This is a genomic window from Bacteriovorax sp. As-1 (genome assembly GCF_058446905.1).
Genome location: NZ_CP184341.1, coordinates 2,195,949 through 2,213,916, shown reverse-complemented (window position 1 = coordinate 2,213,916; position 17,968 = coordinate 2,195,949). Strand labels below are relative to the sequence as shown.

The 17,968-nt window shown below is 41.7% G+C and carries 13 protein-coding genes; 6 read left to right on the top strand and 7 right to left on the bottom strand.

Annotated elements, in window-relative coordinates; genetic code table 11:
• Nucleotide 1: 1 nt before the first annotated feature.
• Both ACN20O_RS11110 and ACN20O_RS11105 read left to right on the top strand, forming a co-directional pair.
• The gene (locus tag ACN20O_RS11110) at nt 2-1,696 is read left to right on the top strand and encodes a hypothetical protein (protein WP_491634004.1); all 1,695 of its coding nucleotides are present in this window, start codon (nt 2-4) and stop codon (nt 1,694-1,696) included.
• Complete coding sequence (locus ACN20O_RS11105) at nt 1,693-2,538, top strand: signal peptidase II (RefSeq protein ID WP_491634003.1); 846 nt, start codon at nt 1,693-1,695, stop codon at nt 2,536-2,538. Before ACN20O_RS11110 ends, ACN20O_RS11105 begins: the two co-directional genes overlap by 4 nt.
• On the opposite strand, the gene ACN20O_RS11100 is transcribed toward ACN20O_RS11105, so the two are convergent.
• Nucleotides 2,539-6,906: a hypothetical protein gene (locus ACN20O_RS11100; RefSeq protein WP_491634002.1), complete on the bottom strand. Its 4,368-nt coding sequence runs from the start codon at nt 6,904-6,906 to the stop codon at nt 2,539-2,541.
• 141 nt (nt 6,907-7,047) lie between these two features.
• Between ACN20O_RS11100 and ACN20O_RS11095 the strand changes: the two genes are divergently transcribed.
• On the top strand, nt 7,048-8,439 hold the full coding sequence (locus ACN20O_RS11095) for a hypothetical protein (RefSeq protein ID WP_491634001.1): 1,392 nt from the start codon (nt 7,048-7,050) through the stop codon (nt 8,437-8,439).
• A 28-nt stretch (nt 8,440-8,467) separates the two neighbouring features.
• Here the strand turns inward: ACN20O_RS11095 and ACN20O_RS11090 are convergent, their stop codons facing one another.
• The gene (locus ACN20O_RS11090) at nt 8,468-10,129 is read right to left on the bottom strand and encodes an AMP-binding protein (protein WP_491634000.1); all 1,662 of its coding nucleotides are present in this window, start codon (nt 10,127-10,129) and stop codon (nt 8,468-8,470) included.
• A gap of 187 nt (nt 10,130-10,316) precedes the next feature.
• On the opposite strand from ACN20O_RS11090, the gene rbp reads away from it, so the two are divergent.
• From rbp to ACN20O_RS11075, 3 genes are all read left to right on the top strand, one after another.
• Nucleotides 10,317-10,676, top strand: coding sequence for an RNA-binding regulator (rbp, locus tag ACN20O_RS11085; RefSeq protein ID WP_491633999.1), 360 nt, complete (start codon nt 10,317-10,319; stop codon nt 10,674-10,676).
• Between the two features lie 61 nt (nt 10,677-10,737).
• Nucleotides 10,738-10,962, top strand: a complete 225-nt coding sequence (locus ACN20O_RS11080; RefSeq protein ID WP_491633998.1) for a C1orf53 family protein — start codon at nt 10,738-10,740, stop codon at nt 10,960-10,962.
• Between the two features lie 59 nt (nt 10,963-11,021).
• Entirely contained in the window at nt 11,022-12,470 is a 1,449-nt protein-coding gene (locus tag ACN20O_RS11075; protein ID WP_491633997.1) for a phytoene desaturase family protein, read from the top strand.
• Here the strand turns inward: ACN20O_RS11075 and ACN20O_RS11070 are convergent.
• The 5 genes from ACN20O_RS11070 to ACN20O_RS11050 form a co-directional block, all read right to left on the bottom strand.
• Nucleotides 12,467-13,072 (bottom strand): carbonic anhydrase, encoded by a 606-nt coding sequence (locus ACN20O_RS11070; RefSeq protein WP_102242355.1) that lies wholly within the window; start codon nt 13,070-13,072, stop codon nt 12,467-12,469. The two genes, ACN20O_RS11075 and ACN20O_RS11070, sit on opposite strands and share 4 nt — an antisense overlap.
• Before the next feature lie 100 nt (nt 13,073-13,172).
• Nucleotides 13,173-14,582 (bottom strand): NAD-dependent epimerase/dehydratase family protein, encoded by a 1,410-nt coding sequence (locus ACN20O_RS11065; protein ID WP_491633996.1) that lies wholly within the window; start codon nt 14,580-14,582, stop codon nt 13,173-13,175.
• A gap of 46 nt (nt 14,583-14,628) precedes the next feature.
• On the bottom strand, nt 14,629-15,261 hold the full coding sequence (locus tag ACN20O_RS11060; RefSeq protein ID WP_491633995.1) for an HD domain-containing protein: 633 nt from the start codon (nt 15,259-15,261) through the stop codon (nt 14,629-14,631).
• Between the two features lie 32 nt (nt 15,262-15,293).
• The gene (locus ACN20O_RS11055; RefSeq protein ID WP_491633994.1) at nt 15,294-16,040 is read right to left on the bottom strand and encodes a succinate dehydrogenase/fumarate reductase iron-sulfur subunit; all 747 of its coding nucleotides are present in this window, start codon (nt 16,038-16,040) and stop codon (nt 15,294-15,296) included.
• Between the two features lie 7 nt (nt 16,041-16,047).
• Complete coding sequence (locus ACN20O_RS11050; RefSeq protein ID WP_491633993.1) at nt 16,048-17,961, bottom strand: fumarate reductase/succinate dehydrogenase flavoprotein subunit; 1,914 nt, start codon at nt 17,959-17,961, stop codon at nt 16,048-16,050.
• Nucleotides 17,962-17,968 lie beyond the last annotated feature (7 nt).

Genomic DNA, 17,968 nt, shown 5'->3' with positions numbered 1-17,968 from the left:
TTTGAAGAGATCAACCAAGTACAAACTGACATCTTTTTTATGCCTGGGTCTAGTCCTTATTGGATACAACCAGTGTATCAATCCGATGCAAGCGACAAATAAATCGGCAATGAAGTTTTCAGCTGATGGTAATGGATCAGGGACAGGGCAAGCACCAAATAATTCAAATACCCTTTCATCTGCAGAAGTAAGGGCGATTTCAATTGAGGCCTTTAAGACGACAGTCTACCCTATCACCCGCGCCCGTTGTGTTTCTTGTCACGGGACAACTCAAACGCCACTGCATGCTTCTTCTAACTTAGAAACAGCTCACAATGTTTTGGTTGATAACTTTAAAATTGATTTCAATAACATTCCTAGCTCTCGCATGGTCTTAAAGCTTAAAAACGAACGCCACAATTGTTGGGGCGACTGTACGGCCAATGCTAATGAAATGCAGGAAGAGATCACTGAATGGAAACGCATTATTGATGAAAAAGCACCGGATGCTACGGATTCATCAAACGTTTCAACTCACACAACATCAGAAACAAAAACAATCGCAGAAATCCTAAGCCCGGAAAACCTGATTGATCAGGGAACAATTACCTTGATGGCCGAAAGTGGATCGCTGCGCACACCAATGGTTAAAGCGACAGATAATGGAACAAGTTATATCTGGGCACCGGAAGGAACAGGGACAAAAAACCTGACGAGTGCTGATGCTGGTTTGGCCTATGTTAATTTCAAGCTGACAAACTCAGACTTCTACAAAGTGCACATGCTCGTTAATGCACCAGATGCCAACTCTGACTCTGTTTATGTAAAAGTGGCAGGTTCAGATACAAAAGAGTGGCATATCAGAACGCTGACAAAAGGTTTTGAATGGCGTGAAGTGACCAACACCACTTCATACCAGGATTCTCCTTTTTATATCGCCGGAGGGTCTAACTTTGGAGTTGAACTTCGCCAACGCGATGACGGGTTAAAAATTTCAAAAATCACGATCACTAATGACCCGATGTTCAATCCAAATGCAACAAAGGCCCTGAAGTCAACAATCAGCATGCCTATTTCTTCTCTTTCTGGCGTGAGTGGGTCAATACTAGATATTGATATTGAAGAATACGACATGTACAGCTACAAGCTGACTAATCCAAGAATCAGGACGACACAGGATATTTACGTTAAATCGTTAAAAGTTTTGGTGAACGGCTCATACAATCCACAGCACGCGACTTACACAGTTGTGAATAAAAAAGTTTCAGCGGCCGATGGAGTCCTTTCAAATTACTCAATGATTCTTTTAAAAGATAAAGGATTAGACAGCGACAAACTTTCATTTGCTTTTGATCACATCGGGACATCAGAGGCGCCGACGACCACTCCGACAACTGGTACGGGAACAACACCGACAACTCCAGTAACGAAGATTTCATCTGTCGATGGATTTAAACAGACTCTCTGGCCGGTTCTTCGCGCTCGTTGTGTGAACTGCCATGGCGAAAGTCAGCCTCCTCTACACTCACACTCTAACGTAACGACAGCTCACACGAATGTAGTGGAAAGTGGACTGGTGAATTTTACCAATATTGGAAGCTCAAAAATCTCTACAAAACTTAAAACAAATAGACACAACTGCTGGAGCGATTGTAATTCCAACGCCGCAGAAATCGAAGGCCAGATTACAATTTGGAAAAATCTCTCAGGTAAATGATGTTTAAAAAAGGTATTCTGATTTCTCTTTGCTTATTCGCCCTTGTCCTCGTCATCGATTTTGTCTGGAAAGCTCAAATGATGACGGGGGAGTCGGCCCATATCAACCGCGGATTTATTTTTGGCACTCTTCAAGACCTACCGGCCAGTTTGACGTTAGTCACTCTCTGCTCGATGGGTGGGCTTTTAGTTTTCTTTTATGTCATGATGATCATTCTCCTTCCTGCAGAACTTCTGCTTTTAAAAGCAGGGCTGGGACTTCTTGCCGGAGGAGTTTTAGGAAATGTGGTTGACCGTGCTATTCATGGTGGGACACTGGACTTCCTGCCGATGCAACTCCCGGGGCTCCCTCCTATTGTCTTTAACCCGGCGGATGTATTCCAATGGATTGGTGCTGCCATTATTGTCATAAAACTTATCACTAAAGAAAAGATCATCTGGTATCCGGAGAATCAAAGAGGTTTTGGACTGGTCAATCTAAAAGAGCAAATGAAGTTTGCCCTGAAGTTTGCCACTATTTCACTATGCACTTGTCTTGTCTTGGGACTCTTCTCTCTTTCTTACTTAACTCTGACTCTTCAATCAATTAACGTTCACAGTAAATCCACAGTGATTGGTTTTGCGATCAGCTATCTGGCCATCACTCTGCTTTTTACTGCCGTTTCTTTTATTGCAGGACTCCTCCTGTCACAAAGAACAGCAGGCCCTCTCTACGCTTTTGAGAAGTACGTTGAAGATTTACTCAATGGGGATCAAAGAGAGTTGAAATTAAGACAAGGGGACAATTTCAAACATCTTGAAAATGTCGCCCTTAATCTTAAAAACCACCTGAACAAAAAGTAATTACATAACTTCAAGAACAGCGGCGTTGCGGTTGATCGTTAAAACTTTCAGTGCATTTAAGTATCGCTCGAATGAATCTATGTCCGAATACTTCGCCAGTTCTTGCACTGCTTTGTGAGCGAACTCACCTACTTCTTTCATTCCAAGAAGCTCGTCAGCAGGAACAGATTCCCAGATAACCTCAGCTGTTGCTTTATCTTTTAGTGTCGCTGGATTCAGGATCAATTCCTTAAAGGCCTTGTACTCCATCTTCTGACCACTCTTAGAATAGCTTACATAAAGTTTTCTCGTCATCGCCTCTTCAACCGCACGGTATTGAGACATAACCTTAACTGACTCTGCTGCCGTCTTACGGTTGGCCATTTCAGCAACTGAAAGCTGGAATGACTTAAAAGCATCATAGGCCGTCTCAGATTTTACGTATCGCTTTAACTTAAGCGTTAATCTCGCCTGTGACTTATAAGTCTCATGTACCAAGCGCGCTCTTGCCGTAACAAGCCTGCGCAGTGTTTGACCTTCAGACATCATACTCAGAAGCGGAATCTTTCTTCCTTTGATGAAGTTAAACTCCGGCATCCCCTGAACAAAAACGAAATATGGGATTTCGCGTTTTCTCATTGGGATATCGATAAAGATATCTGTCAGGTCTTCAATGTTCTTATTGATATAAGCATTGAGCTGCCCAGGTCTACTTCCCATCGCATTGAGTTCTTTTTCAATGCGCAGGATTTTCGCTGCGTTTTTTGCTAACGATTCGTTTCTCATACGCAGGAACCAGTCTTTCACTCCACTATAAATTGGGATACGTCTTCCAATTCTATCCGTCGAGTTGATTTCTCCCATGATACGAACAGCTTTATTTAAACGCTCACCTGAGTAACCTTGAACCAAGCGAAGCATCTCTTTAGGGTTATCCCCAAAGTAGTTGGCCATCATCGTCGCGGCCTGACGGTCGATTTGCTCTTTTGATTCTTTAATCGTCACTTTACCAATTTCAGCTTTTACTGTTTTGGCCACAGCAAGTTTAGCACGCTTGATTGGATCGAGAACAGCTCCAATTCGCGACATCATCTGCTCCATGCTGATTTCGCCAGATGTATAAAGCTTTCTTATTTTTGAGATTTTAGTCGTCGCATTTTGTAGAGTCTTAGCATCTACACCTACGTTCTTCGCTGTATTCGAGAACCCTAATAAGAAGTGCGCTGCTCTTACCTCTTCTTCCTGAGTCACTGACTTAGCTGCCGCTTTAAAAGAAGCTTTACCTGTTTGTCTCATCATCGACTGAGTTGAGACAAAAACAAGCTTAGGTCCAAGGGCAAGAGACCTGGTCGCGACACCAATCAGCGGGAAAATACTGATGGCCTCAAAGGCAGCCCAAGCGTATGAGCGGTGAACTTCATCCGCACTACCTGTGTTGGCAAAACCTAAATCTTCCATCACTTTAATCTGGGCCTCTGAAACATCGGCCTCAGCTTTTCTCTCCAGCTCGTTTCCTGTTAACTTGATCTGAATTCCCAGAGAAGCTAAACCAGCAACCGCCATCGCGCCACCAAGCGGAGCACAGATACCACCGGTTAAAGTGGTACACGCACCACCGACGATGATCGCTGCGACTCCGGCTACACCGGAACCAATCCCCCACCACATATCACGCCATTCGCTTGAACTCATTTCATTGATCTTGCTTAAAACTTCTTCTGGCACGGCCGGAAGACCGGCCATCTGGTTCAAGTCGTTTTGTGCTTTAGTTGTCGAGTAGAAAATGTTTTTGAATTGAGTTTCATCATTAATATCCATCTTACAGAAACGGTCCAGCTCCTGTAGGATTTGCAGTTTTCTTGTCTGGGCCGCTTGTTTTAAGATGTCTTTATAAATCGGTTTCTTATAGGCATCATCCAGAGCAAGGAAATTAAGTTTTAAACTAAACGTGTTGTCGATACCGTTTACTTTTGAGAACTCTTCAAACAACGCTTGCTGCTTAGCTGGGTCGCGCAGGTTGTACAACTTCAAGAAAAAATTCCCTAACTGCGCTTCTGTCTTCTTAGAAACATTTTTAATTTCTGAAACCGCTTTCTGGCTTAGAGTTGTCCCTGTTCCAAGTGCAGCTTGTTCAGATAGAATCGTCTTATAAGAAATATTTTCAGCAATTGAGTAATAGGCTTGATTGTTTCTCTTTACACTGAATAGCTGTGCGTTTCTTTGCTGAATATCATCGAGGATGTTTCTCCAGATCTGCTTCTTCTCTCCTGAGTTAAGCAGTCTTCCGGCATGGTTGTAACTAAGCGCCATGTTTAGTCCCAGTACTTTCCCCGCTTTTTGAAGAGTATTATACTGAACGCTCACGTTATTGATCTTACACATAACTTGATCGTTGGCCTTTGAGAAATAATTTTTAGTATCGTACTGAGGTAGAATACCTTCCTGTTGATACTCCAGCTGATCCAGGGCAACCATGTAACTAAATTTCAATCTCGCCCATGGGTTTCCTGCGGCCATCTGATCTAAAAGGAAGTTTAGCTCAAATGGTTTTGCTTCTGGAAGAAGAGCTAAATTGTCTCTCATGTTGGTCCAGATGAATCCCAGGAATGGATAAAGTTCTTTGAATTTTGTTTCCTCCAGTCTTCTGGTTGGAACGTATTTTTCCCCAGTGCGGAATTCAGACATAAAGTCTGCAAGGTTTGCCAGGATGTTATTTCCTTCGAAACAGATTTTGTTAAGCTCTGGAGACCTGCGGCTTCCCATCATACAAGCATTCTGTACGACTTTATAAAGAGCTGAGTTTGTTGGCGCGCTTCTTTGTTGATAAAGAGTGTCCGCCAGGTATCTTAAGCTCCAGTCTCTCCAGACCGGTGAAGAGTACATTGATGGAAAATCAACATTAACTTTTCTCCCAACAAATTTTTTCTTCATACGCTCTGTGATTAAATCACTGTAATCCACAAAACCGTTTTGTTGCATTAATTCCAACAGATAAGGAGATAAGTTTTGTTTCCCCGGGTAGAGTTGTTTCACTTCACCACTCTTTAATGTCACTTCGGCAATATCATCTGCAGGAAAATCCCCTAACATTTTTTGGAAGATATCAAATCCTGCATACGTGACGTTCTGGCCTTTTACTTTTCCCCTGAATGCACTCTGTGCCTCACCTAACTTATAAGACATGATCGTCTGAAAGTGGGCCACGTCATCAAAGTGTGGTTCAAGGGCCTGAGGTCCAGAGCCTTCAGCACTTCTTAGAGCGTTTTTATAGTTTTCGAAAGGAACAAGACCACTATAACCTTCTTTGGTCGGGTCTTTGTTAACGTTATCGATGTAGTAATCAAGATAAGAACTATCGTCTTCTTTATATGTCAGACCATGACTCGCCAGAATGTTTTCCAGGAACTGTTCACCAACACCTTCTTCGTAAGTGAATTTGAATTTCGAAGGAAGGTTTCCGTTAAAGTGTGTTTGACATGAATTAGGAATTGCTAAATCAGCACGACTTCCCAAAATGGTATCGTAAAGATACACCTGAGAAAGCATCATATGCAGAGTCATCCACTTTAAGGCCATAACGTAGTTCTTCGATGATGGCGCTTTTAATAAAGTGATAACATCACGTCTGATAATATCAGTCGCTGAGAAACTTAAACGATAGATTCCATTTTCTGCTGGTTGAATTTCTAAATAGAATGGACTTGAAGCAGGGTTTGGTCCCTGAGTGATAAGTCCAAGCTCACTTTGATCAAGCCCTTTAACGAAGGCAGGAGTCATATAAGGTTGAAGGCCAAGGTAAAAAATCTTTCCGTCATCTTCTTTTGGAAGATAGGAACGCATGATCACGACCACATCTCTTACAGGAAGAAGAACGTTTTCAACGTAAGTCGCCAGTAGCTCCGCGCGGTCTGCATGAGAGTAATTTTCATTGTGAAGAATAGGTCCAAGTGCTTTTAAATAACCTTGGGCCTCAGTTGTAAAGGCCACAAACTTCGGATCAATTTTATTCTGAAAATATGTTAATTGTTTCTTTTTTGATTTCTCTTCTTGAATCGTCGCTTTAACTACTTTATCAAAATATCCTTCGACTTTAACTTTTGGACAGGCCTTTTGATTGAACTCTTCCCGGTCGAGACTGTAATTATCTACCGAACACGAATCGCGTTTAACAGAGGCCATAAGCTTCTTAAAGTCAGCGTCCATTTGCTCTTTAGAACAATTCGCATCCTGTTCTGTACCAATCAAGCGAGTCTTGAAACTTTTCATCTTATTGACGAAATCATCAAAGTTCGCAGCTGATGCCGGCTTCCTTCCCCAATCACTGAAATTCAGCGAACACGACTGAAGAATAAGGCACAAAATAAGAACACTAGAATTTAACCACTTCATAGTTACTCCACAGCATTAAAGATCAATCTCTTATCGGTCTTGTCGGGTATTACTTTAGTTAAAATTCAGATTTCAGAGACTTAGGCCTTAAAATAAAGATTAAACTTATTTAAAGAAATAGCCGACAAGATCGGTATGATTATGAAAAAGTCACTCCTTATTTCTTCTTTCGTTCTGCTTGCTTCCTGCTCACACATGCCGGAAGAAAGAGTGTCTGTGCGTGAGCCTGCAGAAGCAAAAGGCTCATGCCAAGAGCTGGCACAAAGTCTATTCTTAAAAGAGAATTACGAACCTGATTTACAGAAGGCCTTAGTCGATAAAAAACTTATCACCTTCTCTAGTAAGTTCGTTACAGTTGAGCATCCGAAACTTAACTGGCTCAACAAAGCACGTATCTCTCTAAATAAATCGATTAAAAACTGGAACAACAACAAGTATCCGGCTTTTTATATTTTCAGCGACGAAGAAGTTGTCACTGAAGCTAAAAGATATTTTCAGACGATTGATAGCATCGTAAGTCCTGACGTTGCCGTTAATCCTGCTGCAACAAAAAATATGGCAACAGTTGAAGGATGGATGAAGTCTTTTGAATCTTATCAAAAGGATGTCGACAATTTATTAGAAGAGCGTATTTCTCTTCAATATAATCTTTCTCTGCTAAAAAAATTAAAACTTAAAAAAGATGAAGTTCGCGATATTAAAGTGACTATGAAACGCAATGGTGTCATGGTCGAAGAAATCCTGACGTTGAGAAAAAATGAAAAAGACCTGGATTACCAGGTGAAAAGATTTAAAGAAGAGATCAAGGCCCTTGATGGAACTCTTCTAAAAAACGGGAAAATCAAAGACCGAATTATCAGACAAGCGATGCTGACTGATATGTTAACGATTGTTCAAAGAGAATTTGAATACGGGATTAAAAATACCAAGGCACCAAACCCTGAATTGCAAAAAGAACTTGAGCGCATTACGGCCATGATTCAAAAATCAGAATTCCAACCGACGACGTATGGAGTTTACCGCATCACTAATAAAGTCTTTATCAGAGAGCTTGCCTCTCTTACTAAGGCCGATGTGGCCTACAAAAAATTCGTTGAGACTCCACTCTTAAAGGTAAAGGAAGTTGTAAACGCCTACATTAAAAACCGTGCGATTAAAAACCAAACGGATGAAGAAAAAGTAGGAATTTTAAAACGTATTTATGCCAAAATCACCAGCATCACGCCTAAGCAGGCGGCGATTACCGGTGGTACTGTGGCCGTTGCCGGAATTGGTATTGAAAGATATTTCTGGATACAAAATAACCCTAGCCATACTGATCCAGGATCTGCTCGTGTAGAAGAAGTCACTGACCAATCAGAAAGTGTCGACGTCAATGGCGCAAGGGCCGTTGAGACCAATGATGTTCAAGGGGTTCAGACCAATGGTGCTCACGAACAGCAACTTGACCGCACTAAAAAAGAAGAAGAAAAAATTTCTGATTCTCACTCAAGTGTTATTGAAGTTCATATCGATGAATTAACAGGACAATAAAAAAGGCCCCATCTGGGGCCTTTTTATTTTAGTTTCTTAGGTCTTTTCTTAAAATCTTCCCTACATTACTCTTAGGAAGTTCAGTTCTAAACTCAACCAGTTTAGGGACTTTGTAGCCAGTCAGTTCTTTGCGGCAAAAAGCAATGACTTCTTCCGCTGTTAAACTCTCATCTTTTTTCACAATGAAAAGTTTAATGGCTTCTGTTGTCTTCTCATCAGGAACACCGATGGCCGCCACTTCAAAAACCTTCGGGTGAGTGGCCACGACATCTTCAATCTCATTTGGGTAAACGTTAAATCCAGACACCAGGATCATGTCTTTTTTGCGGTCGACGATTTTGACAAAACCATCACTATTCATCGTTCCGATATCACCTGTCTTAAAGTATCCATCCGACGTCATAACTTTAGCCGTTTCATCGTCGCGATTCCAGTATCCCGGCATAACTTGAGGTCCTTTAATACAAATCTCACCAACTTCATCGATGCCTAGATTTTTATCATTATCGTCTTTAATCACAACGTCAGTCGAAGGAATCGGCAAACCAATAAAACCATTGTAGGCTTTAATATTAATCGGGTTAATACATGCTGCCGGCGATGTTTCCGTTAACCCATAAGCTTCAAGTAAAACTTTTCCAGTGACACTCTTCCATTTTTCAGCAACGGCTTTTTGCACAGCCATCCCTCCACCGAGGGCGATTTTCATAGAAGAGAAATCCAACGTTTTAAAATCTGGCTGGTTTAACAAACCGTTAAAAAGAGTGTTTACACCTGGAAGGACTGTAAACTTCCATTTTCTTAATTCACCAATGAAAGCTTTCATGTCTCTTGGGTTTGTAATGAGAACGTTGGTCGCTCCAATCGAAACAAACACCATTGAAACCGTCAGTGAGAAAATGTGATAAAGCGGAAGAGGTGAAATAAGAATTTCTGTCTGTCCGCCAATTGCAGGATAGAGCCACGCGCGCGCCTGGCACAAATTCGCCACCATATTTTGATGAGTGAGAATAGCACCTTTTGCGACACCAGTTGTTCCACCAGTGTATTGTAAAAAAGCGATATCTGATTGACTCATACTTGGCTTTCTAAATTTACTTGCATCGGCCATGCGCAGTTCAGACATAAAGCTCTTCGCACTTGGAATACTCCACGCCGGAACCATTTTCTTAATCTTCTTGATAACGAAGTTCACGATCAGCGATTTTGGGAAACCAAGCATATCGCCAATATTTGTTGTCAAAACATGCTTACAGTCGGTCTTATCCAGGACCCCCTGAAGGGTGTGGCAGGCATTTTCGAAAATAACGATGGCCTTAGCTCCCGAGTCCTTGAGCTGGTGCTGAAGTTCACGTGCCGTGTAAAGTGGGTTGACGTTTACTGCGACGAATCCACCCCTTAAGATACCAAATAAGGCCACTGGATATTGCAGAATATTGGGCATCATTAGGGCCACACGGTCCCCTTTTTGTAGCTTAAGATCGTTTTGAAGGTAGCTGGCAAATTGGCGGCTTAGGTGATCAACCTCTTGATAAGTAAGGCCTTTACCCATGCAATTAAAGGATTCTACTTGAGAGTATTTACTAAAACTCTCATCCATTAAGTCACCTAAGGAATGGTACTTTTGCATCTGATCTTCGATGGTCGCAGGAACGCCAGACTGATAGTTTTTAAGCCAAATTTTCTCCATAAAATCCCCTCGAAAAAGTGTTCCATAAAAGTTTAATAGACAATGTAAGATTACGCAAAGTGCTGTGAAGCAAATTTCTTTAATTTTATGTTTGAACAGAATATGAATCGTGTTATACCTGAGGTCTAATAGTTACTATGGTCCTAAGCAATTACCTGTCTTTGACCATTTTTTTGGAGTTTTTTGTATGGCTACTAAATTGTATGTTGGAAACCTTCCTTACTCAGCAAAAGAAGAATCGCTAAAAGAGCACTTCTCTTCAGCTGGATCAGTTGCATCTGTGAAAATCATCATCGATCGCGAAACTGGTAGATCAAAAGGTTTCGGATTCGTAGAAATGGATTCAGATGATGGAGCTCAAAACGCTGTATCACAACTTGATGGTCAAGAGTTCGAAGGACGTTCACTAAGAGTTTCTGAAGCTAAACCTCAACCAGAAAGAACTGGTGGTGGATTTGGTGGTGGATCACGCGGTGGATTCGGTGGCGGAAACCGTGATGGCGGTGGACGTGGTGGATTCGGCGGCGGACGCGGAAGAAGAGAATAATCTTTTTAAAAGACTATCCATATACGGCGGCTCCTTCGGGAGCCGTTTTTATTTGAGCTAAATGAACACTCCTACTCTCATTGAAAACATCGACTACACAATCAACGAGGACGGCAACCTGGTCTTCACTGCTCACTATCTTTTAAAGCGCGGACATTGCTGTCAGAGCGGTTGTCTTAACTGCCCTTACGGATACAAGGATAAGGCCGATCCAAACGTTCCTGCGGAGTTTAATGACTCGTGGGAAGACGATTATTCGTACGACAACGAAGAAGACGACGATTAACATCTAACCATTCCTTAGACACCATTCCATTCGCCCTATTTGAGATATAAAATCAACCTATGGAATTCGACTATATTGTCATTGGTGCCGGCAGTTCAGGACTTACCTTTGCTGCACTAATGGAGAAAAAAGGATTTAAAGTTGCTGTGCTTGAGGCCCACTCGCTTCCGGGTGGATGCTCTTCGTATTTTGAGCGCGAAGACTACATCTTTGATGCCGGGGCCACAACTCTTTCTGGACTCAAAGAAAATCGTCCACTCTATAATCTGATAAAACAACTGGATTTAAAATTAAGTCTCAAGCCAGTTGATCCTGGGCTTACTTCTATCCTGCCAAATAAAACAGTATCGCGTTTTAAAAATCCACAGAAATGGAGAAGCGAATTAGAAAAAAAATTCCCTGCCATTGATCACAAAAAACTCTGGGAGAAATTAAGTGATGTAGAGGAAAAAGGATGGCATCTGTCGCGCTCCTTTAAAAACATTCCGCTTAGGTCAATCGGAAGCATAAATGGTTTTCTCAAGCTCGATACAGTTAAGGCCCTTTCATCACTGCCAGCACTTTTAACCAGTGTGGGAAGCGAGCTTCGTTCATTAAAAATAGATGATCCTGAGTATCTCTCGATGCTCGATGAACTTCTTTTTATTACAGCTCAAAATCACCTGGATGATACGCCTCTTTTAATGGGTGCAATGGGACTTTCGTATCCCGATGACACTTACTATGCAACCGGAGGAATGAAAGCTTTCTCCGAAGCACTGGCAGCTAAATGCTCTCATTTATTTTATCGTCAATTAGTCAAAAAAATTATTCCTCCTAAGTCCAAGCAATCTAGTTTTGAGGTGGTAACCAATAAAGAAACCTTTAAGGGTAAAAACGTCGTCTCTACCATCCCTCTCTGGAACCATTTAGATCTTTTTGAAGAAGAGAAAATTAAAAACTTCTTTCGTCGTTATCCTGCACCAGATCCCTCTGAATGCTGGTCAGCTTTTATGGTTTATCTGACAATCCCACTGAATAAAAATCGTGAAGGATTGTATTATCAAATCCACACTGCTCCTATTCCACACTGTGGGACACGCTCTTTCTTTGTTTCTCTTTCGCATCCAGATGATCATCTCAGATCAGTTAATGGAAGACAGGTGGTCACAGTTTCGACTCACACAAAAACCAGTCAATGGATGAATTTAAGCAAGGAAGATTACCAAAAGAAAAAAAATGAATGCGCTCAGTTTATCCTGGAGAGCTTAAAAGAAAAATTTTCTTTGAAAGATGAAGATCTAAAAAATATTTTTAGCGGATCACCTAAGACTTTTATCAAATACACCCATCGATATAATGGGTTAGTCGGGGGAATCCCCCATTCCCTTAAGAGAAATCCACTGGATTTCCTCATTGCCAAATCACCATTGCCAAACTTTTACATGTTAGGAGACACACAATACCCTGGACAGGGAATTGCTGCCGTCGTCATGGGTGCACAAAATTTAAGTGAGTTTCTCGATTAATTAATCGGTTCGAAGAACGTCACCTTACCAGTTGTCAGTGAGTGATAAGCTGGAATAATTTTTAATTTTCCAGACTTGATCCCAGGACTTAATACAGGTCCAACGGTCTGTAGTTGTTGAGCTACTTTTCTAGCGTTGGCGATGATTGAATAATACAAGTGGTCTGTAGGATTGTGTCCGTGAACCGGGCGAAGTTCTTCAATAATTGGAATGAGCTGCCAAGAAATCCCTTTGATGTTCGGGTGTTTTTCCGGGTTCATACATGCGCGGAAAGCGCCGCAGTTTTCATGTCCCATAACAACAATTAGAGTGACCCCAAGAACTTCAACGGCCATCTCAATACTGCCGATAACGGCGTCAGATAAAACAGTTCCAGCGATTCTACATGTAAATAAATCACCAATACCAACGTCAAATACCAGTTCAGGTACAACGCGGGAATCGGCACAGCTTAAAATGGCAGCAAAGGGTTGTTGACCAAGATACTGAGAGAACATAACTTCTCTTCCTCTTTCCGGGTGAGTCGTTTGTCCTTCATAGAAAGCACGGTTACCTTCAACTAAAAGTTTAAATGCATCTTGCCAGTTATCTGCCTTTCTCATTGTCTAAAACCTCTTTACGTTAATGCTAATATAAAACTCGCATGAGAAGTTATAGTCAAGAGACTTCCGGATAGACCTGTCCTTTACAAGTAGCGCAATACTAAATTTTAGTCATATTCTGCGCATTTTGCGACTTTCTTTCGAGGTGCCTTCCAAAGGCGCGCATCACTTCCAAGTGCACCAGGGCCTGGGTGATGACATAAATATGCCAGGGAAGTGCCGGCTCAAAGTCGTGTATGGCCGTAATAATGTAACGCTTATTTTTTACCGGCATCGTCTCTCTGAATTCAAGTCGGCTCTTTTCATTGAAGCGAACCAGGTTTCCGCCCACAATATAAAACAAAGCGCGATTCATTGTGCTTCTTTCTTTGGAGTATTTGAGTTTTAGGAGAACAACTTGATGATGAAAAAGTGAGAAGTCGACCACATCATCTTCGACCTGCACTTTTATAAGTGGAGAAAAAACCTTAGGAAGCCACTGCATATACTCCAAGGCCGCATCTCGCGCATTCATAAATGTAGGAACGGGCAGACGCTGGACTGAACGAACAAAGCGATGATTTTTTTTTACGAAAGGCTTCCTGTCATTCACATCGCTCGCAACCAGAGCTTCTTCCAGGCATTCCTCAAAATTCTTAAAGCGATAATTCTCTAATTTAAACTTGCGTTCTGGATTGCAAATCATCGGATGGCGAATAGAATCGAGTAAAGGATAAACCAATTCTTTATTTTCCTGAGTAATCAATCTCACCCAGAGTTTTGAAAATCCTACGAAGTGCACTGGAACTTTAAGGTAGTATCTTTTTAATTTTAATTTTTCGCCAATTATGCGCATCAGATCCAGGTAAGTGTATTGCCCGCCCCCAGAAAGATCAAAAGTCTTATTGAAATAACGATCATCATCTACCACTGTTGCCAGGCACTTGGTCACATCATCTACACCGATTGGAGTCATCGGGTTATTCACCCATTGAGGACAGATCATTACTGGTAGGCGCTTGACCAGTTTATACATGATTTTAAATGAGGATCCATTTGGTCCTATAATTAAACCTGCGCGAAAAGTTGTCAGCGCAAATTTTTTCTCTCTAAAAACCTGTTCAACTTCCAGGCGGCTCTCTAAATGTTTAGACAGCTCTTCAAGATTGGAAGGCAAAAGTCCCCCAAGATAAATCACTTGCTTTACCTGATTTAAATTGGCCGAACGGGCAAAGTTATCGGCCAGTAACAAATCATAGTCAACAAAACTTCCCTGATCCAGATTCGCTGAAGGCAGCATTGAGTGGACCAGATAAAAGGCAACATCAACATTTATTAAGGCGCGTTCGACTTCAAGCAATGAAAATAAATCGCACTCTCTCCACTCCAGGCGAGGGTTATCACTTTTTCTGCTAAAACGACTAAAACCAACCAGGTCATGATCAGTATTTTTTAAAAGATGCTCTATCAGTCGTTGACCGATAAAACCAGAGGCGCCAGCAATCGCAATGGTGAGCTTTTGCTTTTTCATGAGCAAATTCTACTGCAAAAAAAAACACAAAGGAAATGTCGGAGCGTTAAAAAAGAACTTCTGACTTTAATTGATTTAAAAACTCATCAATATACATCATTCTTCTTTTGCCTTCTTTCTTGGCAGATTCAGTATTCATTGTATTGGCAATGGACTTCAATTTGATATGTATATGATCAATTCCGTATAACTTATCATCAAATGGACGATTCTCAGCAAAAGGGTCTGCTAAATCGTAAAATGGTCTTTGCAACTGAGTAATAACCGAAAAAAGTCTTCCGATTCCAATGGCCCCTAAAGCATCTAAACGGTCTGCATCTTGTACAATCTGGGCTTCGATTGTCTCAGGCCTAATCGACGCAGAAAAACTATGGGCGCAAATCGCGTGATGAATACCTTGGAAATATTTTTTTGGGTAGTTCACACTTTCTAGAAAAATCAGGGCTTCATCGGCCGCAAGAGTTGAGGCCTTTTTTCTGTCAGGATGATTTTTAGGAAGGTTCACCAGGTCGTGTAACCAGGCCGCAGGGATAACAATATTTTCGTCAGCATTTTCTTCTTTAGCTAAACGCCTGGCCATCGTCACCACACGCTGAACGTGGGCCAGGTCATGGGCGGGATCCATTGTCCCTAAAACATCGTTGATCTTTTCTGCAAATTTCTTTTCAAACTCTTCCATGTCAAAAAGTATATGGCCTGAAAAAGCGAAGTCTACTTTTTTAAGGCCACAGCTTTCATATAGTCGAAATTCATTTTAGCGATAGAAGTTAAAGGGATATGTTCAGGGCATTCAACTTCGCAGGCGCCGGTAAAAGAGCAATGCCCAAACCCTTCTTCCTGCATTTGCGCAACCAGGTTATAAGTCCTGCTCAATGATTCTTCCTGTCCCTGAGGTAGTGCATTTAAATGATTTATTTTTGCCGAAGTAAAAAGAGCTGCCGAAGCATTTTTACAAGTGGCCACACAGGCGCCACACCCAATACAAGCGGCCATGTCCATAGCATAATCAGCGCGCTCTTTCCCGATAGGAATTGAATTGGATTCAGGTGCTCCACCGGTGTTGGCCGAAATAAATCCGCCTTTCTGAATAATGCGGTCAAAGCTTGAACGATTCACTACCAGGTCTTTAACAATAGGAAAAGCATTGGCCCTAAAAGGCTCAAGGACAACTGTCGATTGGTCTTTAAAGCTCCTCATGTGCACCTGGCAAGTTGTCTGATTGTCATGAGGCCCATGAGCTCGTCCATTAATAAAAATTCCGCACTGACCGCAAATTCCTTCGCGGCAATCGTGGTCGAAAGCAACTGTGCTTTCTCCTTTTTCAACCAGCTCTTCATTTAATAGATCTAAAGCTTCCAAGAGAGACATATCGGGAGTGATATTTTCAATCGAGTAATTTTTAAAATCACCTTTGGTTTTGCTGTTATTCTGGCGCCAAATCTTGAAATTAATTTTCATTTTCTACCTACTTGTAACTTCTGACTGAAGGTTGAACAAATTCAAATTTTAATTCTTCTTTATGAAGAGCAAAATTCCCTACATCTTTAAACTCCCATGCTGAAACATACGAGTAAGACTCATCATTTCTAAGGGCCTCACCATCTGGAGTCTGGTACTCTTCACGAAAGTGCGCTCCACAAGATTCATTTCTCTCAAGAGCATCCACACACATAAGCTCGGCCATCTCCAGAAAATCCACCAGACGTGAAGCTTTATCCAGCTCCTGATTAAACTCTTGGGCAACGCCAGTGACCTTAACTTCTTTGTAGAACTCTTCTCTTAATTCCTTAATCTCTTTAATCGCTTTTTCTAAACCTTCTTTAGTTCTACTCATGGCACATTCCTGCCACATAATTTTCCCTAATCTTCGGTGAAGTGAATCAACCGTTTTAGAACCGTTATTCTTAATAATTTTTTCAAATTTATTTTTAACGGAAGCTTCCGCTTCATTAAAGGCAGCATGGTCTGTAGAAATTTTTCCAGTCTTCAGGTCATCAGCAAGATAATTTCCAATGGTCAGAGGAAGAATAAAATAACCATCAACACTTGCCTGCAATAATGAGTTGGCCCCCAGGCGATTAGCCCCATGGTCGGCAAAATTGCATTCGCCAATGGCAAATAAACCAGGAAGCGTTGTCTGCAATTCATAATCTACCCAAAGACCACCCATCGAAAAGTGAGGTGCCGGAGAGATTTTCATTGGTTCGGCATAAGCATCGATACCAGTTATCTTCAAATACATCTCAAACAAATTGCCGTAACGACTTTTAATGGTCTCTTTTCCTAAACGGGCAATAGAATGTTTAAAATCCAGGTAAACAGCATTTTTTAGAGGACCGACTCCATGACCAGCATCAATTCTTTCTTTCGCTGCCCGCGAAGAGATATCTCTTGGAGCAAGATTGCCAAAGGCCGGGTATCTTCTTTCCAGGTAATAGTCTCTTTCCTCTTCTGGAATTTCATTAGGCGCCCTCTTCTCATCTTTATTTTTTGGAACCCAAATGCGACCATCATTTCTAAGCGACTCACTCATTAAAGTTAATTTTGATTGAGTCTCACTTCCTTGAGGCAGAGCTGTCGGGTGAATTTGAGTAAAACTTGGAGAAGCAAACAAGGCCCCCTTTTTATGGGCCTTCCAGATAGCACTGCCATTGCAATTCATGGCCAACGTAGAAAGAAAAAAGACTTTTGAATAACCACCTGTGGCCAACACAACTGCATGGGCACTATGGCGACTTAACTCACCGGTGACTAAATCGCGAACGATCACTCCACGGGCCTTCCCATCAATGACTACTATTTCTTGTATCTCGTGGCGAGAAAACATCTGAACTTTTTTAGCAGCAATTTGTCTCGATAGCTGTGAGTAACTTGCCAGAAGCAACTGCTGCCCTGTTTGTCCGCGTGCATAGAATGTTCTTTGCACCTGAACACCACCAAAACTGCGATTGGCCAGGACTCCACCATATTCACGGGCAAAAGGAACACCTTGTTGTGTAAAGTGGTCAATCAAAGGAGCTGAAAGCTCTGCCAAACGATAAACATTGGCTTCGCGGGAACGAAAGTCTCCACCTTTTAAAGTGTCGTAAAACATTCTCCAAGTATTGTCCCCATCATTTTGATAATTTTTAGCAGCGTTAATTCCGCCTTGAGCGGCAATAGAATGCGCTCTTCTTGGTGTGTCCTGGAAGCAAAAACATTTGACGTTGTAACCACCCTCGGCCAGTGTTGCGGCTGCACCGGCACCGGCAAGTCCAGAGCCTACAACAATAACATCCAGCTTTCTCTTGTTGGCAGGATTAATTAAGCGGCAATGAGATTGATAATTTTTCCATTTATCTTTTAAGTCACCAGTTGGAACTTTTGCATTTAATTTCATAAAACAC